Origin of the sequence: Tessaracoccus sp. OS52, from assembly GCF_020687685.1 — a bacterium.
Lineage (GTDB): Bacteria > Actinomycetota > Actinomycetes > Propionibacteriales > Propionibacteriaceae > Arachnia.
The window spans coordinates 87,284-104,013 of sequence record NZ_JAJEWM010000002.1; the positions used below are offsets into that span (position 1 = coordinate 87,284).

Consider the following 16,730-nt stretch of genomic DNA (forward strand, 5'->3'; position numbering starts at 1 on the left):
GGCCCAATAGAGTGGAACCTCCGAGCACCGGGAGTCCGATGATCCTCTTCGACCACGTGAACAAGACCTACCCGGACGGCACCGTCGCCGTCGAGGACTTCTCCCTCGAGGTGCCCTCACACCAAGTGGTGGTACTGCTGGGCTCCTCCGGCTGTGGCAAGACCACCCTGATGCGGATGGTGAACCGGATGGTGGAGCCCACCAGCGGAGAGGTCTGGATCGACGACGACCGCGTCGCAGACCTCGACCCGGTCCGGCTCCGGCGCCGGATCGGCTACGTGATGCAGGCCGGCGGCCTGCTGCCGCACCGCACCATCATCGACAACGTCGCCACCGTTCCGGTCCTGAACGGCCAGACGCGCCGCGCCGCGCACGCCCGGGCACGCGAGCTTCTGGATCTCGTGGGTTTGCCCGAGTCCGTCGCACCCCGCTACCCGAGCCAGCTCTCCGGTGGACAGCGCCAGCGGGTCGGGGTGGCACGAGCCCTGGCCGCCGATCCCAACATCCTGCTCATGGACGAACCGTTCGGCGCGGTGGACCCAGTTGTCCGCGCAGAACTCCAGACCTGGTTGCTGAGGATCCAGGACGAGCTGGCCAAGACCATCCTGTTCGTGACCCACGACGTCGACGAGGCCTTCCTGCTGGGTTCCGAGGTCCTCGTTCTGCGGACGGGCGCCGAGGTGGCCCAACGCGGCACCCCCGCCGACATCCTGCTCGAGCCCGCCGACGAGTTCGTCACCGACTTCATCGGCGGACCCCGACGGCGCCTCCACACGGAGGTGCGCGAAGGCAGGCGCCTCGTCGTCGACGCCGAAGGCCGGGTGGCGGGGGTGGCCACCGACGGCGGCACGGGGGGCTCAGCGTGAATTTCGGCTGGGTCCAGGACAACTGGGACCGCATCTGGGCGCTGACGGTTCAGCATGTGCAGATGTCGTTGGTGCCGGTGGTCCTGAGCCTGCTGATCGCGGTGCCGATCGGGTGGGCGTCGCACCGCAACCGGGTGGCCCGCAAGACCCTGCTTCCGTTCAGCAGCATCCTGTACGCGTTGCCGTCGCTGCCGCTGTTCGTGGTGCTGCCGGTGCTGCTGGGCACCCGCATCCTTGATCCTGTCAACGTCGTGGTGGCGCTCACGATCTACGGTGTGGCGCTGCTGGTGCGCACCGTAACCGACGCCTTCGACAACGTCGGACTTGCCATCCGCGACGACGCGCTGGCCGTCGGGCACTCCCGCGGCCAGGTGTTCTGGCGCGTGGCGCTCCCGCTGGCCGGTCCCGCCATCCTGGCGGGCCTGCGCGTGGTGAGCGCGTCGACGCTCTCCCTCGTCTCGGTGGGTGCCCTGATCGGCGTGCCCTCGCTGGGCTACTTCTTCACCGACGGTTACCGCCGCGCGTTCCCCACCGAGATTTGGGTGGGGATCGTCGGGACGGTCCTGCTGGCCGCCGTGTTCGACCTGGCGCTGGTCGTCGTCGGCCGGGTGCTGATGCCCTGGGTCCGTGCGACGGACAGGAACCGGCCATGAACCAGATCGTCGCAGCGCTCGCGTGGCTCGCCGACGGCGCCAACTGGAGCGGATCCGGGGGGATCATCGCGAGGACCGGTGAGCATTTGTGGTACTCGGTCCTGGCCCTGGCGCTGGCCGCGGTGGTCGCGGTGCCCCTCGGCATGTACATCGGCCACACCGGCCGGGGCCGCACCTTCGCCGTCGCGGCGTCCGGGGCGGTGCGCGCCCTGCCGTCGCTGGGTCTGCTCACGTTGCTGGCGGTTTCGATGGGGCTGGGGCTCAGTTGGTCCATAGTGCCGTCGACGATCGTGCTGGCACTGCTGGCGGTGCCATCGTTGCTCGCAGGCACCTACTCGGGGTTCGACTCCGTGGCCGACGACGTGGTCGACGGCGCACGGGCCACCGGCTTCTCGGAGCTGCAGATCGTGAGCAGGGTGGAACTGCCGCTCGCGCTGCCACTGATGGTCGGGGGCCTGCGGGCGGCGGCGCTGCAGGTGATCGCCACCGCAACCATCAGCGCCTACATCGGCCTCGGGGGGCTGGGTCGCTTCATCCTGGACGGACTTTCGGTGAGCGACTACCCCCGTATGCTGGGGGGCGCGATCGCGGTGGGTGGCCTGGCCCTGGCGGTGGACCTCATCATCCAGATCGTGCAACGCACCACAATTCCTCGCGGGGTCCACGTAGCCGTCGGACCCATGGATGCATAGGAGTACCCCATGCCGTTCCGTCCCAGCCGACGATCCGTCCTCGTCTCCACGGGGGTCGCCGCGCTCGCGCTTGCGGGCTGCTCGAACTCCGACCCGCTCGCCACGGACCAGCCGAGCGCCGACGCAACCTCCGATGACAGCGCCGCCCCCACCGGCGGGGCCATCACCGTCGGATCCGCTGGGTTCGCGGAGAACGAGATCATCGCCGAGCTCTACGCGCAGGCTCTGGAGAACGCCGGCTACACCGTCGAGCGCAGGATGCAGATCGGCGCCCGGGACATCTACTTCGGCGCCCTGACCGACGGTTCGGTGGACCTCCTGCCCGAGTACTCCGGCAACCTGCTGCAGTTCCTGGAGCCCGAGTCGACGGAGTCGGATGCCGACGCCATCGTGGCCGGGCTGGGCGAGGCGCTGCCGGACGGCCTGCGGGTCCTGGAGGCCGCCGAGGCCTCCAACAGCGACTCCTACTGCATCACCCAGCGGTTCTCCTCCGCATTCGAGATCACCTCCCTGGAGCACCTTGCCACCTACGAGAGCACCATTCGCCTGGCGGGCAACCCGGAGTTGGCCGAGCGTCCCTACGGTCCGCCGGGACTCACCGAGATCTACGGCGTCCCACCTGAGAAGATCATCTTCACCCCCATCGACGACGGCGGCGGCCCCCTGACCGTGCAGGCCCTGGTTGGCGGTGAGGTCGAGATGGCCAACATCTACACCACCACTCCTGCGATCCGAGACGAGGACCTGGTCGTCCTCGAGGACCCGAAGGGCATGATCGTCCCGCAGAACGTTGTGCCGGTGGCGAGCGAGAACGTCCCCGCTGAAGCCGAAGAGGTCATCAACGCTGTCCAGGCCAAGCTGACCACCGACCAACTGATCATCATGAACGCGCGCAACCAGGGCGAGGAGAAGGCTTCCCCGGACGTCATCGCCAAGGAGTGGCTGGAGCGGATGGGCCTGCTCGGCTGAGTCCCAGAGGCCTCAGCATCCTCGGTTGGCTAATAGATGGTGCGTCCGTGCTCATCGGCTAGGCCTGACTTGCGCAGGAAGTACGTGTTGATCTGATCACGCCACTCGACCGCTGAGCGAAGCTGCTCGTCCAGGCGTTCCGCAACCCTGTCGAACAGGGCGTCATCCACCCGTCCCGACAGGTCCTCCCACCGACGACGCATACGATCCACCGCCTCCACACCGTCGAAGTGCGAGTCGTAGATGTGCTGGATGACGGTCTTGCCGCTGTGAAGCCGGTGTCCGTAGGGCAGATGGTGGAAGAACAGCGCCAGCTCGTCGGGCGTCGTCTGCCGGTGGTCGTACCGGGAGCGCCACGGTTCGGGGTACTGGCCGGCGTACCCGGTCCCGGTGGCGGTGGTGCGGTCGACGCCAACGCCGTCGCGGTCAGCGAAGTGGTAGGTCCCCCAAGGGCTGTACTCGTACCCGTCGACGGCGGGGCCGTAGTGATGTCCCGGCTGGACCATGAACCCCACCCCGAGCGGAGCGGTGTAGGACTCGTAGACCGACCAGGAGTCATCCAGGATCTCGTGGATGACACCAGCCACCACCTCGTCGTCGCCAAAGGTCAGCGCGATCCACTCGTCGAGGATGTCCGACGGAAGCAGTGTTGGATCCCAGGCCAGGCGGCCATAGGCGTACAGGTTGGCCTGCGCCAGCGGGTGACCCGTCCAGAACTCATCGTCACCGACGTTGGAGACCGCAGCCATCCCGCCCCGCACGAGTGCAGCGGTGGCGGGGGCGTCATCGCCAAAGGGTCGGAACCCGAGCACCTGCTGCCAGAGGGGCGCGAGGTAGACAGCGTGCAGCTGGTGACCGGTGTACTCCTGTGTGACCTGCAGCTCCAGCGCCACTCGGGTGCGCTGCATTGCGAACAGCAACGGCGAGACGGGTTCGCGGACCTGAAAGTCCATCGGGCCGTACTTGACCTGGACGACTACGTTGTCGTCGAACCGGCCGTCCAGGGGGGTGAAGTGGTCGTGGGCGGCCCGGGCACGATCCGTGCTGCGGTCCCGCCAGTCCTGCCGATGGTTGTACACGAAGGCGCGCCAGTGCAGGATGCCGCCATGTGGGGCCAGTGCCCTGGCGATCACGTTTGCGCCGTCAGCGTGATCCCTGCCATAGGCGAACGGGCCCGGCTGGCCCTCGGAATCCGCCTTGACCACGAAGCCGCCGAGGTCCGGGACAACCTCGTGGACGCGTTCGACGGTGTCGCGCCACCACTGGGCTACCAAGGGGTCCAACGGATCTGCACTTGGGAGTCCCCCGAGCAGGATGGGCGAGGAGAAGTTCACCGAGAGGTGCAGCTGGATCCCCCATGGCCGGAACTGCTCGGCTATCCGGGCTACCTCCGGGAGGTCGTCGGTCAGCAACCTCGTCTCCCGGGCGGCCACGTTGACGTTGTTGATCGCCACGCGGTTGACGCCGATGGAGGCCAGCAGGCGGGCGTACTCCCCGACGCGCGACAGGTCCGGCCGTATGGAACCGGACTCGAAGAACAGGGAGCCGCCGGAGTAACCGCGCTCCACCTGACCCATCACGGGGTGGACGTCGACGTTGTCCCAATGGTCGAGCATCCGCAATTCGTGTGCGGGTTCACGGATACCGAGCCGCATCCTCTCCGTGAGGGCCTCGGCCCCAGACCTGACCACCTCGAACCATCCGTAGAGTGCTCCGGCCCCGTCCCGGGCCACAACAGTCGTCACGCCGTCGGTGCGTTCGATCCGGTAGCCCTGCGGACTGGTGCCGGCTTCGTCGGTCCCCACCTTGATGGCGAGATCCGCGCCGGTGTCACCGGGTACCATCTGGGCCCTCAACGCCTCCTGGCGAATGGTCTCCACCAGGGGTCCGCTGCCAGTGAGACGCAGGACGCGTCCACGGAGGTGCGTGGTGGCAGCCTGCGGCAACCACATCGGGTGTGGGTTCATGGTTCTTCCTCCACGAATCGGGCACGGACGTCATCGCGCATTGGGCGAACTATCGAAAGCAGCAGCGCAGCCAGCAACGAGGCCGCGAGAGCCGCGGCCCAGTCCGAGGCAAAGGTGATCAGCGTGGTCAGGATCACAAGGAACGAGATGACTCCGAGGCTGACGATGGGCCTTGCGGCCAGGTAGAACAGGGCCAGCCGGGCCACATCCCGGGTCCGGAACCGGAAGAACGTCGCGATTACGACGGCGTTGACGGCCCACAGCACCAGCACCACCCCAAGGACGCCGGAAGCGACGCGCATCGCCTCACCGACGCCTGCCTCGCCCCCGACGATGAGGTTCACCGCCAGAATCGCTCCGCCGACGAGCGCGGGCACCCAAACCTTGCAGACGTCGACTACGTTTTGGAGCCAACCGTGCCAGAACACGGGCCACACCACCAGATCCGCCCCGGCAGCCCTGCGGTCCAGCGCGAAGAGCGCCGCGGAGAAGGCGGGCGCGAGCGGGACCAGGCAGAGTGCGAAGAGCGCGATGTTGCTCGCGTCACGGGTCAGGAGCATGAGCCCCAGGAACCCGGGGGCGGCCGCCAGGAGGAAACAGGCCTCGACCACCATGAACCAGTAGACCACCGCGGTAACCCGCCCCAACGGCGTGTTGCGGGGGTCACCAGTTCCCTGGCGGTTCTCCGGGGTCACCAGCACATCATCTCCCCACCTCGAGCAGCAGGACACCTGCGGCGGGTATGACCAACGCTTCCCCTTGCAGAACCGACTCTCCCGTCAGCAGGTCGACACCACTCACTGCGGCGATCACGTCCACCGGCCCTTCACCGTGGTTGAGCAGGAACTCGAAACGCTTGTCACCGGCGATCCGGATGGCATGCTCCAAGTCTGGCGTCTCGGCGTAAGGACCCACCAACCCATGACGGTCCAGCACAATCCGGTGGAGCCAGGCGAGCCCGGCAGCGTCCAGAAGTGTCCCTACGTACCAGACGTGCCCCTGCCCCACACCGTGCCGTGTGACGGCGGGCGTGCCGGCGTAGAAGTCGGCGCCATACCTGCCCACCACCTGGGCGCCGTCGGTTTCGAGCAGTTCGAAGATGTGCTCGCCAGCGGCCACGAATCCGCCCGTGCCGCCTTCGGGGTCAGTCAGCTGTACCGGATTCAACTCCCCGGGCAAGCGGGCGTCGGTCTCCGTGACGCGAACCCCCGCGATAGCTGCGAACGGGCCGGGCGGGTCGGCTCGGAAGGCGAGAATGTCCTGGTCCACGCGGCCTGACATCGCCGTGATAACCACGCTCCCACCGCGTCGGGCGACGGCCTCCAGCCGTGGGGCCAGATCCCCGGAAACCACCTCCAGGGTCGGCGCCACGACGACGTCGTAGGCGTCAAGGCACGCGCTCACCGGAACGACGTCAACCTGCGCACCTGCCTCCCACAACGCACGGTGATGGCTGAGCGCAACGTCCAGGTAACGGGCGTGCCGGCTGTGGCCGTCGGTGAGTTCGTGGGCCCACCAGCTGTCCCAGTCGAACAGCAGCGCCACGCGTGCCGGCGTGCGGGCGCCCAGCAGGGCCTCGCCGACCGTCTCGAACTCGGCCCCCAGCGCGGCCACCTCGCGGAAGGTGCGCGTGTCGGTTCGGCCGGCGTGGTCCAGCACTGAGCCGAACTCCTTCTCGCTGGCACCTCGCGATCTGCGCATCTGGAAGAACAACACTGCATCGGCGCCGCAGGCGACGGCCTGCCACGACCACAGCCGCATGATGCCCGGGCGCTTGACCGGGTTGACGTCGCGGGTGGCTGTAGCCGACGGCGCCTGCTCCATCAGCCAGAACGGCTGGCCGTCCTTGAGGCCACGCATCAAGGCGTGCTGGAACGCCATCCGGGCGGCGGAGCGATCGTCGGGTGGGTAGTTGTCCCAGGATGCGAAATCCAGGTGCGGCGCCCAACGGTGGTAGTCGATGGGTTTGTAGGCACCCATGAAGTTCGTGGTGACGGGAAGGTCGGAGTGGACAGCGATGGCCTGCTTCTCCTCGCGAAAGCTCCGCAACAGGTTGTCGGAGTTGAAGCGCAGGTAATCGACGCTGATGCCCTGGAAGGCCGTGTGGTCGGGCCCGCGCCAGTGCTCCGAGAGCGCGTTTGGCGGGACGACCTGCTGCCAGTCGGTGAAGCGGTGGGACCAGAAGGTCGTGTACCAGGCCCGGTTCAGTTCATCAAGGGTGCCGTACCTGGCGCGGAGCCAAGCACGGAACTCGACTGCGCACAGCTCGCAGTAGCAGATTCCGCCGTACTCGTTCCCGATGTGCCAGGCCACCACGGCTGGGTGGTTCGCATAGCGCTCCGCCAGGGCTGCAGCCATGGCCGTGGCCAGCCGACGAAAATGGGGCGAGCTCGGGCATGCGTTGTGCCGCTGGCCGTAGACATGACGGCGACCCTCGAAGTCGGTTCGGCACGCATCCGGGTAGCGATGCGCCAGCCACGGCGGCACTGCGGCAGTACCGGTGGCCAAGCAGACGCTCCGGCCGTTGGAGTGCGCGAGATCCAAGCTCGCGTCGAGCACAGAGAAGTCGTAGGTGTCCTCAGCGGGCTGCGTGACCGACCACGCGAAAGCCCCCACTGTGAGGGTGTCGATGTGTGCCAAGTCGAAGGCGGCGTGGTCCTCGCGCCACACCTCAGAGGGCCACTGTTCGGGGTTGTAGTCACCGCCGAAGGCGATGCGGTCCGTGTCGGGGAGGCTCAAGTCAGGTTTCCTTCGTCCGGTCTCGTGCCGCCGGCCGGCTGTGAACATACCCCGGGATCCGGCTGTCATCTATCCAGGGAGCGGTCTCGTCAGCCACCGCGTCAAGCTCCACGAGAGTGACCTCATGGCGCGAGAGCGTCAGCTTCAGCTCGATCCGGCCGTCCTGGATCAATCTGGTGCTGCGCTCAACTGCCGGTCGCGCAGCGTCGTGCAGTAGGCCCAGGATCCGCTCGCTGGGATGGTGTGGCCGCCCGAGCTGCCGCCAGGCGTCCCAGGCGTTGCCGTCGCTCTCCGAGACCCGGCGTCGATGGACGTAGACTGCCCGGCCTGCGGTGACCGGGAGCGAGAGTTCGACGGTGTGGCCCCCGGAACCGGGGTTGGTGCCGTCGACAGGCTGCCAGGCCAGCAGCGCCAGCCGGCCATCCGTGTGGCGCGTGACAAGGTGATCATCCCCTCGGGAGAGGATCTCGGGGCCGAGCCGGGCCATGAATGTGAACAGGTGGTAGGTCGGCTTGGGGAGCTGTCTGTGGGTGAGCAGTCCGAAGCCGCCGTGGAAGATCGACGTCGGGACGTTCTCCTCCTCGAAGACGTCGCAGAAGGTCCAATAGGAGAAGGAGTCCACGAAGTTGCCCCCAGAGGCCAGCACCGGCGCCAGATACGCCGCGTTGTAGGCGGTGTCGTGGACCGGGTTGTCCGGACGGTAAGAGGTGTTGAACTCTGTGATGTGCACCGGCAGACCCGCCAGCCGGGTGTCCTTGAGGTGGCGACGCGGCGCGTCGAACTGTTCCAGCAACGTCGAGGGCGGCTGCAATGTCTGGTAGACACCGAAGGGCACGTGCTCGGCCGGGCCGCTGCTGTACGCGTGGCGGCTGACGAAGTCGACAGGGACCTCCCGGCTCGTGACGAACTCGGCGAACGGCTCCCACCAGTCGTCGGAGCCCGGGGAGAGGGCCGGACCACCCACTTGCAGCGACGCGTCGACGTCCTTGATGGCGTGAGCCGTCAGTTCGTAGAGCCGCAGGTAGGCGCCGCGGTCGGCACCCTTCCAGAAGTGTGTCAGGTTCGGCTCGTTCCAGACCTCCATGGGCCAGTGGCGCACCTCTTCGAAGCCGTAGCGGTCGACGAGGTGGCCGACGGTTGCGCGCACCAGCGAGACCCATTCGTTCTCGTCCGAGGGCGGGGTGACGTTGCCCTTCCACCAGAACACCGTCTGGCCGCCCGACGCCAGCGCTGACGGCATGAACCCAAGCTCGATGAATGGCCGGATGCCGAGCTGGAGCCAGGAGTCGACCACGAGGTCGACGTGGGTGAAGCTGTGGCGAACGCGGCGGACGCCGTCGTGCTCGTAAGGACGGTGGATGCCCATGTCGTCGGACAGCAGACCGTGCCCGCGGATGTGGCGGAAGCCGATCTGTTCCTGGACGAGGCGGAGCGACTCGACGTAGTCGTGTCGGAGTGCCAGGTTGAGTCGGCCGGTGCCGACGCACTCACGCCAGGCCTCGTTCAGTTGGCCGATGGGCTCTCGGGGAACTGCGGTGGGCACTGCTTCCTCTCGTCGTCGTGGGGCTCCCGAACAGCCGGGCGCGGGCGGCTATTCGGGAGCCTTGACTCACTCGCCTTCGGCGTAGCGCTTCTGTGCCTCGTTGAACATGTCGAGGTACTGCTGCAGGTTCATCCCCTCGAGTTCCGCGACGTAGGCGTCCCATTCCGACATGGGTCGCTGGCCAAGGATGAAAAGGGAGGTGTTCTGCAGGACGTGGTCACGCAGCGACGTCTGCCAAAGCGAGGCCTGCTCGCGTTCGAGTTCAGTCAGCGGCGCGGCCGGTGGCAGGGGTAGCTCCTCCTTGGTGTTCATCGCCTCCACGAACTCGACGACCTCAGGCCTCAGCATGGACAGGTCGAGGTCAGTGGTCGAGCCGTGCTCAAGCATCCATACCCCGTTGTGGAAGCCGAAATCGACGTTCAGCGCCTTGGGTGCTCCGGGGTTCAGGCCGTTGATGTCGATGTCCTCGGCAAGGGTCCGGGTACCGTCGGCGGCCTTGGTGTAGGTCTCTCCCTCGATGCCCCACTTGGCGAACTCGAGGCCCTCGTCGGAGTAGTAGAGCCAGTCGATGAACTGCAGGAGCGCCATGAAGTTCTCCGAATCGGCAACGTCGGAGGAGAGCATGAGACCGCTCTGCAGCCGGGTGCCGGCGGCGTACTTGTCACCTGCAGGCCCTGCGGGAACCCGGATCATCGCCACCTCGGCGTCGGTACCCAGTTCCTCGAACGTGGTGCGGTACTTGAGCACCTCCTGGTCGTTGCCTGCGATGGCCATGGACTGGCCGGAGCCGAACTTCTGGATGGCTTGGTCGTCCTCCTGGATGAGACTCTCGGGATCCATGAGACCTTCCTCCACCAACATGGCGTAGTACTCCACCAGGGACTTGTACTCATCGGTCGCGCCCGTGTACTCGAACTCGCCGGCCTCCTCGTTCCAGGTCACGCCCTCGCCGTACCCCCAGCCCGCGGACGTGCCGAAGCTGGCTGCCGCGAAGTTCAGGGTGGCTTCGAGGGGTCCGTTCGCTGACCAGCGATCCGAGAGCGGGAACGCGTCCGGGTGGGCCTCCTTGACCGTCCGCAGCTGGTCCGCGAACTCCTCGAAAGTCTCCGGCTGGAGGCTCAGTCCGAGCTCCTCCCAGACGTCGGCGCGTACTGCGTAGCTGTACTGTGCCCTCGGGGTCTCCCGGATGCCCGGAAGCAGGTAGAACTTCCCGTCCTCCTGACGCAGCGCGGTGTCGATGGTCTCAGAGAGGCCCCACTTCTCGACCTTGTCCTTGAAGTTCGGCAGGTAGTCCAGGTAGTCGCTCACCGGCAGGATGGCGCCTCCCGAGATGAACGAGACCTCCTGCCCGGGGTAGGTCACGGAGATGATCTGCGGGACGTCGGTGCCGGCGCCGATAACGGTCGCTTGCCGTTGCCCCCAGTCGCTGAGCGGCGCTGCGGTGATGTCAAAGGTGACGTTCTGGTTCTCCTCGAGGGCTGTGAGGATCCGCCAGTCCTCCTTCAGAGGGTAGTTGGGGTGATCTCGGTAGAAGAGCGAGAACTCCACGGGTTCAGTCGCCTTGAAAGTCGTGCCGACGCCATAGTCGTCCATCGCGCCCACGTCCTTGCCCTCGAAGACTGACTCCGGGACACTTGTCGGTTCCTCACCGTCGGGTCCCGGATCTTCGGAGCCGCACGCCGTGAGCATGAGCCCGACGCTCGTCAGCCCCGCCACGAGAATTCGCGTGCCGCGCCGCCGCGTCGGCCGCGCTGCCGAGTTCGCGTTCCTCATATCATTGTTTCCTTCCTTGCTGTGTCCTCGGCCGCATCACCGAGCGTGATCGGCCGTTCTCCTGCCGGTTACTGCTTCACGGATCCGAGCATCACGCCGGACACGAAGTACTTCTGGATGAAGGGGTAGACACTGACGATGGGCAACATGATCAGCAACATCGTCACCGCCTTGACGTTCGAGGCAACCTGGGTGGCCTCACCTGCTTGTTGCGCCGCGGGGTCAGCCGACGTCGCCCCAGCGATCAGGTTGCGCAGGTACACGGTCACCGGGTACAGCTCGGCGCGGTCCATGTAGAGGAAGGCCGTAAACCACGAGTTCCAGAATGAGACTGCGTAGAACAGCACCATCGTCGCGATCACCGCCTTGCTCAGCGGCAACACGATCCTCAGCAGGATTCCGTAGGTGGACAGGCCGTCAATCGCGGCCGCCTCCTCCAGGTCTTCGGGGAAGTTCTCGAAGAAGGACTTCATGACCAGCAGGTTGAAGACGCTGATGGCGTTCGGCAGGACTATCGCCCAAATGGTGTTCTTCATCCCCAGGCTGGAAATCAGGATGTAGTTGGGGATGAGACCACCGTTGAAGAACATCGTGAACACGGCCAGGCCGATGAAGAAGGTGCGGCCCTTGAGATGCCGCTTCGAGAGGGCATATGCGAAGCTCGTTGTCAGGATCATCGCGATCGCCGTTGCAACGACGGTGTAGACGACGGTGTTGCCGTAGTTGCGCCAGAACAGAGGGTCCCCCAGCACGTAGCCGAAGGTGGCGAGGTTGAAGCCCCTCGGGACGAGGTTCACCTGACCGGAATTGATGAAGGCCTCTGAACTGAAGGCCTGCGCGACGATGTTGAGGAACGGGTAGAGCGTCAGAAAGCAGATGACGATCAGAAGGAACCCGTTCAGTGCCCGGAAGGCGGTGTAGCCTCGCGAATCCTTGATTCCGCCAACGGTGGCGGGCCGGAAGATTCGCGACCTGAGGGAGCGCGGCTCGAGGGTCGTGTTGGTCATCACCAGAGGCTCGTTCCGACGGTCTTTCTGGAAATCCAGTTGGCGCCGAGGATCAGGGTGAGGCCGATCAACGCTTCGAACAGACCGATGGCCGCCGCATAGGAGAACTGGCTGGAGAAGATCCCGACGCGGTAGAGATAGGTGGCTATCACGTCCGCCGTCGGGTATAGAAGCGGGTTGTAGAGCAGCAGGACCTTCTCGAAGCCCACGGCCATGAACGTGCCGATGTTGAGGATGAGCAGCACGATCATCGTCGGCCGGATGCCAGGCAGGGTCACGTGCCAGGTCTGCCGCCAGCGGCCAGCCCCGTCGATGCGGGCGGCCTCATATAGCTGCGGGTCGATCGTCGAGAGCGCCGCAAGGTACAGGATGGTGCCCCAGCCGACCGTCTGCCAGATCTCGGAGCCAATGTAGATGGTTCGGAACCACTCGGAAAGTTGCATGAATGGGATCGGATCGGAGCCCACGGCGGTCAGGAGTTGGTTGATCGATCCTCGCGCGGACGTGAGCTGCAGGACCACGCCAGCCACGATGACGACGCTCATGAAGTGCGGCAGGTAGGAGATGGACTGCGCGACCCGCTTGAACCTGACCGAGCGCAACTCGTTGAGCATCAGAGCCAGGATGATCGGCAGGGGAAAGACGATGACGAGGCTCAGACCGCCGATGATCAGGGTGTTCATGAACACCCGCCAGAAGGTGGGGTCGCTGATGAACAGCTCAATGTAATGCAGCCCCACCCACTCGTCGCCGAACATGCTGCCGCCCGGCCGGTACCGACGAAACGCGATCACATTGCCCGCCATCGGTACGTAGCGGAAGACGAGAAGGAACACCACTGGCGCAACCAGCAGGGTGTAAAGGCGCCAGTCCTTCGCGAAGGCCCGCCTCCAGGACCTGGGGTCGACGTGTCTTCGCTTGGGGACTGTGCCACGAGCCGGCTTCGGTGGCACCACCTCTGCCGGGTGGGCCGCCGTGTCGACAGCGGATTCCTTGATGGTCATACGCTCCCTTGCGTCAGGCCTAGGCGATCAAGTCCTTCCGAAAAGTTTCGGAACTCGTCTGGACTGTTTCGACCGTAACCCAACACACCCGAGCACTGTCAAGGGATTCCGGGGAAATTGTTATTCTTCGGCCCAAATTGCTGCCAATCAGCCTCCGTTTAGACGCGGTCTGTCGTTTCGGGAGGTTTCGGCCCCGCACCGAGGTCCATGCCGTGCGCCTCAGCGCAGCGCCATTGAGAACACTGCGATGTGGAACCTCCCGCCCTGGTCCCAGCCGGGGAGCTGGACCATCTGGATGGTCTTCGACGGGTCGGTCGCGACCTCGTGGAAGAACACGTAGGTATTGCGATTGATCCGGTCCGCGTAGGCGTAGTTGTGATACGGCATCTGGATTGCCACCTCGGCGTCCGGGGGGACGTTCCAGGTCTGCCAGTCCGGGTCGCTGATGGTGAACTCCGAGGTCGTGCCGTCGGTGTAGGTGACCACGCCGGTGCCCGAGACCGGCCCCCACTCCCCCGCAGTGAGGAACCCGATCGCGCTGGCAGAGGCGCCTACGCTGATGAGCTGCCCATCGGCGAGCACGGCTTGGTAGCCATCGCGGTCCGGCCAGACGAAGTCGAACCCGCCATGCTGGAAGGTCCCGCCGGGCTGGACACCCGCGTCGGCGAGTGCCTGCCAGGAGTAACTGGAACCGTCGCCGTCGACGCCCCCGCCCAAGCCCTCCGGGTTGGGGTTGTCGTCGTCGGTGAACGCGACGACGTCGAGCGCCGCCTCAAGCGACGGGTAGGGCACAGAGATGCGCAATTGCGCGTCGGCCAACTCCGCCGTCTGCCCGGCACCGCTGACGGTCACCGCCATCGGGATGCTGGTCGTCCCCGGAACATCCGGTGCGCTCACGCTGAACGCCACGGCGCTGGTCCCGCCTGCCTGCACCCGCACCGTCGACGATTCGGGGGTCACGGTGACACCGTCACCCGGGGTCGCGACCAAGGTCACCTCGACGTCGGCCGCCGCCGAGTTGGTGAGTGTCACGGACACCTCCGCGGTGCCGTCGGATGCAACCGCCAGCTCGGGGGACACCGTGACCTGCACCGGGGACAGAGTCGTCGTGCCGGCGGTTGCGCGTGCGACGGTGAGCCGCTCGGTCCCCGCGGCCTGGGCAGTCGCGATGGCCTGCACCCGGATGCGCTCACCCTGCGTCGCCAGCGAAACCGGCAACTGCGCCTCCAACTCCACCTCCTGCCCCGGAAGGATTGCCGAACGCGGCAGCCGGAACGGGATCTCGGTACGTGTGAAGAAGTCCTCGCCCACCGCCAGCACCCGCAGCTTCGGTGAGGTGACCGGCTTGGTGCCGGTGTTGGTGAGTGTCACCGTCACCGTATTTGAGCCGACGGTGTGACCGAGGGCCTTCGTCGTGGGCGGCACCGACAATGCGACCGCCAGCGGCGACTGCTCGGGCGAGGTGAGGAACTGGATCTCGGCGACGTTGCCATGGCCTCCGGCGGGGGCCACATAGCGCAGCCAGCGGTAGGGGGTCGCGTCTGCGACGGTGAGGTGCATCCAGTCGAGCGGCGGCTTCCAGTCCACGCTCGCCAGGTCCCGGCAGCCGGCGTCGGGGCCCTCGGTGCAGCCCTGGAACTTGCCGCCCACCATGCGCGTCAATCCATGGCCGGAGCGTGGGTAGAACCGAATGCCGTTGATCGTGGTGGCGTTTCCCTCTCCGAGGTCCAGGCCGACGTGGCCCGCATCCTCGTCCAGGTCCACGGCGGTGGTGACGTTGCCGTCGAAGGCGTGCGCCGGCACTCCGGCGGCGTCCCAGGGCGGGCCGGAGGCAAACGCGACGCCGGTCACGGCCTCCGCGTCAGGCTGGGTGCGCCACGGTTCGCCCGGTGGTGGCCCGAGTCGATCCAGCCGGTCCTCGATCTCCGCCGCGGTGTCGTCACTCGGCGCTCCCCAGGCGCGATCGGCGAGGACGTGCTCCGGTCGGTGGGCGAACCATTCGAAGTAGGAGTCGTTCTCGGTCTCTGCCTGGTCCGACCAACGCGGCAGGGCGTAGCCCACGACGCCAGCCTCCGCCGATGGCACCAGACCGTTGGTGAACCACTGCGTCGAGGGCTGCAGCGCGTTCAATCCCGGCGAGGTCCAGGGGGTGACGTAGAACCGGCTGGCCGGGGAGACGATCACTTCGTAGCCGTCGGCCAGGAACTGCTGGCCGTCGTTGGTCCAGGCCTGAACCGTGATGTCCTTGTCGATGTCAATCGTGGGCGACTGTTGGTAGCGCCACCAGTCCCATACGACTGTCTCCTTGCCGTGGGTGCGCACGGTGTCGTTCATTGCGTTGATGAAGTGGACGAAGGCGTCTGCGGTGTCCCCGTAGCCCTCCGCCGCAGCGAACTCGACCAGTTCCCGGCAGGCCTTCTGCGCCGCATTCGTGGGGTACTCGTCGGTGCCGACGTGGAAACGCGGCCCTGAGAACCAGGGGATGAACTCGTCGAGCAACTCCTTGGTGCGCTCGAAGGTCTCCCGCTTGGTGACGTTCATTGTGAAGCTGCCGATGCCGAACATCGTGCCCATCGAGGCGCACTCCCAGTTCAGTTCAGGCCACATCGTCGTGATGGCGGTGGCGTGGGCCGGCAGGTCGATCTCCGGCAGGATCTCGATCCCGTACCGAGCGGCCTCCTCCTCGAGCGCCGCGATGTCACCCTGGTCGTAGGACTCCTCGGGGGCCAGTCCGGGGAAATTGGGGCTGTCCAACCGGAAGCCGTTCCACTCCGTGAGATGCAGGTGCAGGGTGTCGAACTTCAGCCAGGCCATCTCCCGGATCAGCTGCTTGATGTAGGCGACTTGGTAATAGTGGCGGCCCGCATCGAGCATGATGATTCGGTCCCCGGCCCTCGGCCAGTCGTTGATGGTGCCTTGCGGGAGGTCGCGGCGTCCTGGCGCGTCGCTGAACAACTGGAGCAGGGTCTGCATGCCCCGCGCCGCGGCTGCGGGGGTGCGGCCGGTGATGGTCACGCGGTCGGTGATCACCATCCGGTAGGTCTCCTCGGCGGAATCACCCGCGGTGGCGGTCGGACCCGCCGGCAGGGACGGGTCCACGACGATGGCCACGTCGCCGCTGGCCACTTCCGCAGTTGACGGCAGCGCACGGTCGGTCAGCAGCCGTAGGTCGGTCGCGAACGCCTCGGTGATGGCTGGCGGGAGGTCCGCATGGAGTGCCAGGCGCGCGTCCTTGGCCAGGTGGAATGAACCTTGGCCAGGCTCCCAGGACTGGACGACGGGAACGAGCGCCGCGACGTCGGCGACGATTGGCTGCTCCGGCGCGGGGCCTTCGGCCTGTCCGGGTATGGGTGCGCCGGCCGCGATCATCACGGCGAGGACAGCAACGGCTGCGGTTCTGAATGAGTTCCTGCTGCGGAGCTTCATCGTCGCTCTCCTCGATTGCCGGGGTTCGACCTCGTTGCGTGTGCTACCCGTCATTGGGTTCGGCGCTGGACGCACTCAAACACAGCGAGAG

General features: G+C 66.4%; 12 protein-coding genes. 4 read left to right on the plus strand and 8 right to left on the minus strand.

The annotated features are described in order from the left end of the window. Positions 1–38 precede the first annotated feature (38 nt). The 4 genes from LKO27_RS09995 to LKO27_RS10010 all read left to right on the plus strand — a co-directional run bounded on the left by LKO27_RS09995 (position 39) and on the right by LKO27_RS10010 (position 3,180). Positions 39–866 carry an ABC transporter ATP-binding protein gene (locus tag LKO27_RS09995; RefSeq protein ID WP_227737360.1) on the plus strand — a complete coding sequence of 276 codons (828 nt, stop codon included), beginning with the start codon at positions 39–41 and terminating at the stop codon, positions 864–866. A 62-nt stretch (positions 867–928) separates the two neighbouring features. Beyond that, a complete protein-coding gene (locus LKO27_RS10000) occupies positions 929–1,519 on the plus strand; it encodes an ABC transporter permease (RefSeq protein ID WP_255622434.1) in 591 nt (196 codons plus the stop codon). Next, positions 1,516–2,211 (plus strand): ABC transporter permease, encoded by a 696-nt coding sequence (locus LKO27_RS10005; RefSeq protein WP_227737362.1) that lies wholly within the window; start codon positions 1,516–1,518, stop codon positions 2,209–2,211. The genes LKO27_RS10000 and LKO27_RS10005 overlap by 4 nt, the downstream gene beginning before the upstream one ends. A 9-nt stretch (positions 2,212–2,220) precedes the next feature. Further along, the gene (locus LKO27_RS10010; protein ID WP_227737363.1) at positions 2,221–3,180 is read left to right on the plus strand and encodes an ABC transporter substrate-binding protein; all 960 of its coding nucleotides are present in this window, start codon (positions 2,221–2,223) and stop codon (positions 3,178–3,180) included. A gap of 29 nt (positions 3,181–3,209) precedes the next feature. On the opposite strand, the gene LKO27_RS10015 is transcribed toward LKO27_RS10010, so the two are convergent. The 8 genes from LKO27_RS10015 to LKO27_RS10050 all read right to left on the minus strand — a co-directional run bounded on the left by LKO27_RS10015 (position 3,210) and on the right by LKO27_RS10050 (position 16,639). Beyond that, positions 3,210–5,147, minus strand: a complete 1,938-nt coding sequence (locus LKO27_RS10015) for a hypothetical protein (RefSeq protein WP_227737364.1) — start codon at positions 5,145–5,147, stop codon at positions 3,210–3,212. Next, positions 5,144–5,842 carry a hypothetical protein gene (locus LKO27_RS10020; RefSeq protein ID WP_227737365.1) on the minus strand — a complete coding sequence of 233 codons (699 nt, stop codon included), beginning with the start codon at positions 5,840–5,842 and terminating at the stop codon, positions 5,144–5,146. The genes LKO27_RS10015 and LKO27_RS10020 overlap by 4 nt, the downstream gene beginning before the upstream one ends. A gap of 7 nt (positions 5,843–5,849) precedes the next feature. Next, positions 5,850–7,886 carry a beta-galactosidase gene (locus LKO27_RS10025; protein ID WP_227737366.1) on the minus strand — a complete coding sequence of 679 codons (2,037 nt, stop codon included), beginning with the start codon at positions 7,884–7,886 and terminating at the stop codon, positions 5,850–5,852. 1 nt (position 7,887) lies between these two features. After that, positions 7,888–9,429, minus strand: a complete 1,542-nt coding sequence (locus tag LKO27_RS10030) for a hypothetical protein (RefSeq protein ID WP_227737367.1) — start codon at positions 9,427–9,429, stop codon at positions 7,888–7,890. 66 nt (positions 9,430–9,495) lie between these two features. Further along, positions 9,496–11,202 (minus strand): extracellular solute-binding protein, encoded by a 1,707-nt coding sequence (locus LKO27_RS10035; RefSeq protein WP_227737368.1) that lies wholly within the window; start codon positions 11,200–11,202, stop codon positions 9,496–9,498. Between the two features lie 68 nt (positions 11,203–11,270). Continuing rightward, on the minus strand, positions 11,271–12,209 hold the full coding sequence (locus tag LKO27_RS10040) for a carbohydrate ABC transporter permease (RefSeq protein WP_227737369.1): 939 nt from the start codon (positions 12,207–12,209) through the stop codon (positions 11,271–11,273). Beyond that, positions 12,209–13,213: a sugar ABC transporter permease gene (locus LKO27_RS10045; protein WP_227737370.1), complete on the minus strand. Its 1,005-nt coding sequence runs from the start codon at positions 13,211–13,213 to the stop codon at positions 12,209–12,211. Before LKO27_RS10045 ends, LKO27_RS10040 begins: the two co-directional genes overlap by 1 nt. A gap of 219 nt (positions 13,214–13,432) precedes the next feature. Beyond that, complete coding sequence (locus LKO27_RS10050) at positions 13,433–16,639, minus strand: family 20 glycosylhydrolase (RefSeq protein WP_227737371.1); 3,207 nt, start codon at positions 16,637–16,639, stop codon at positions 13,433–13,435. Between the last annotated feature and the right edge of the window lie 91 nt (positions 16,640–16,730).

Excerpts from the sequence above, each read along its gene's own strand:
- LKO27_RS09995 (WP_227737360.1), top strand. The coding sequence starts at position 39 with ATGATCCTCTTCGACCACGTGAACAAGACCTACCCGGACGGCACCGTC.
- LKO27_RS10000 (WP_255622434.1), top strand. The coding sequence starts at position 929 with ATGTCGTTGGTGCCGGTGGTCCTGAGCCTGCTGATCGCGGTGCCGATC.
- LKO27_RS10005 (WP_227737362.1), top strand. The coding sequence starts at position 1,516 with ATGAACCAGATCGTCGCAGCGCTCGCGTGGCTCGCCGACGGCGCCAAC.
- LKO27_RS10010 (WP_227737363.1), top strand. The coding sequence starts at position 2,221 with ATGCCGTTCCGTCCCAGCCGACGATCCGTCCTCGTCTCCACGGGGGTC.
- LKO27_RS10015 (WP_227737364.1), bottom strand. The coding sequence starts at position 5,147 with ATGAACCCACACCCGATGTGGTTGCCGCAGGCTGCCACCACGCACCTC.
- LKO27_RS10035 (WP_227737368.1), bottom strand. The coding sequence starts at position 11,202 with ATGAGGAACGCGAACTCGGCAGCGCGGCCGACGCGGCGGCGCGGCACG.
- LKO27_RS10040 (WP_227737369.1), bottom strand. The coding sequence starts at position 12,209 with ATGACCAACACGACCCTCGAGCCGCGCTCCCTCAGGTCGCGAATCTTC.
- LKO27_RS10045 (WP_227737370.1), bottom strand. The coding sequence starts at position 13,213 with ATGACCATCAAGGAATCCGCTGTCGACACGGCGGCCCACCCGGCAGAG.
- LKO27_RS10050 (WP_227737371.1), bottom strand. The coding sequence starts at position 16,639 with ATGAAGCTCCGCAGCAGGAACTCATTCAGAACCGCAGCCGTTGCTGTC.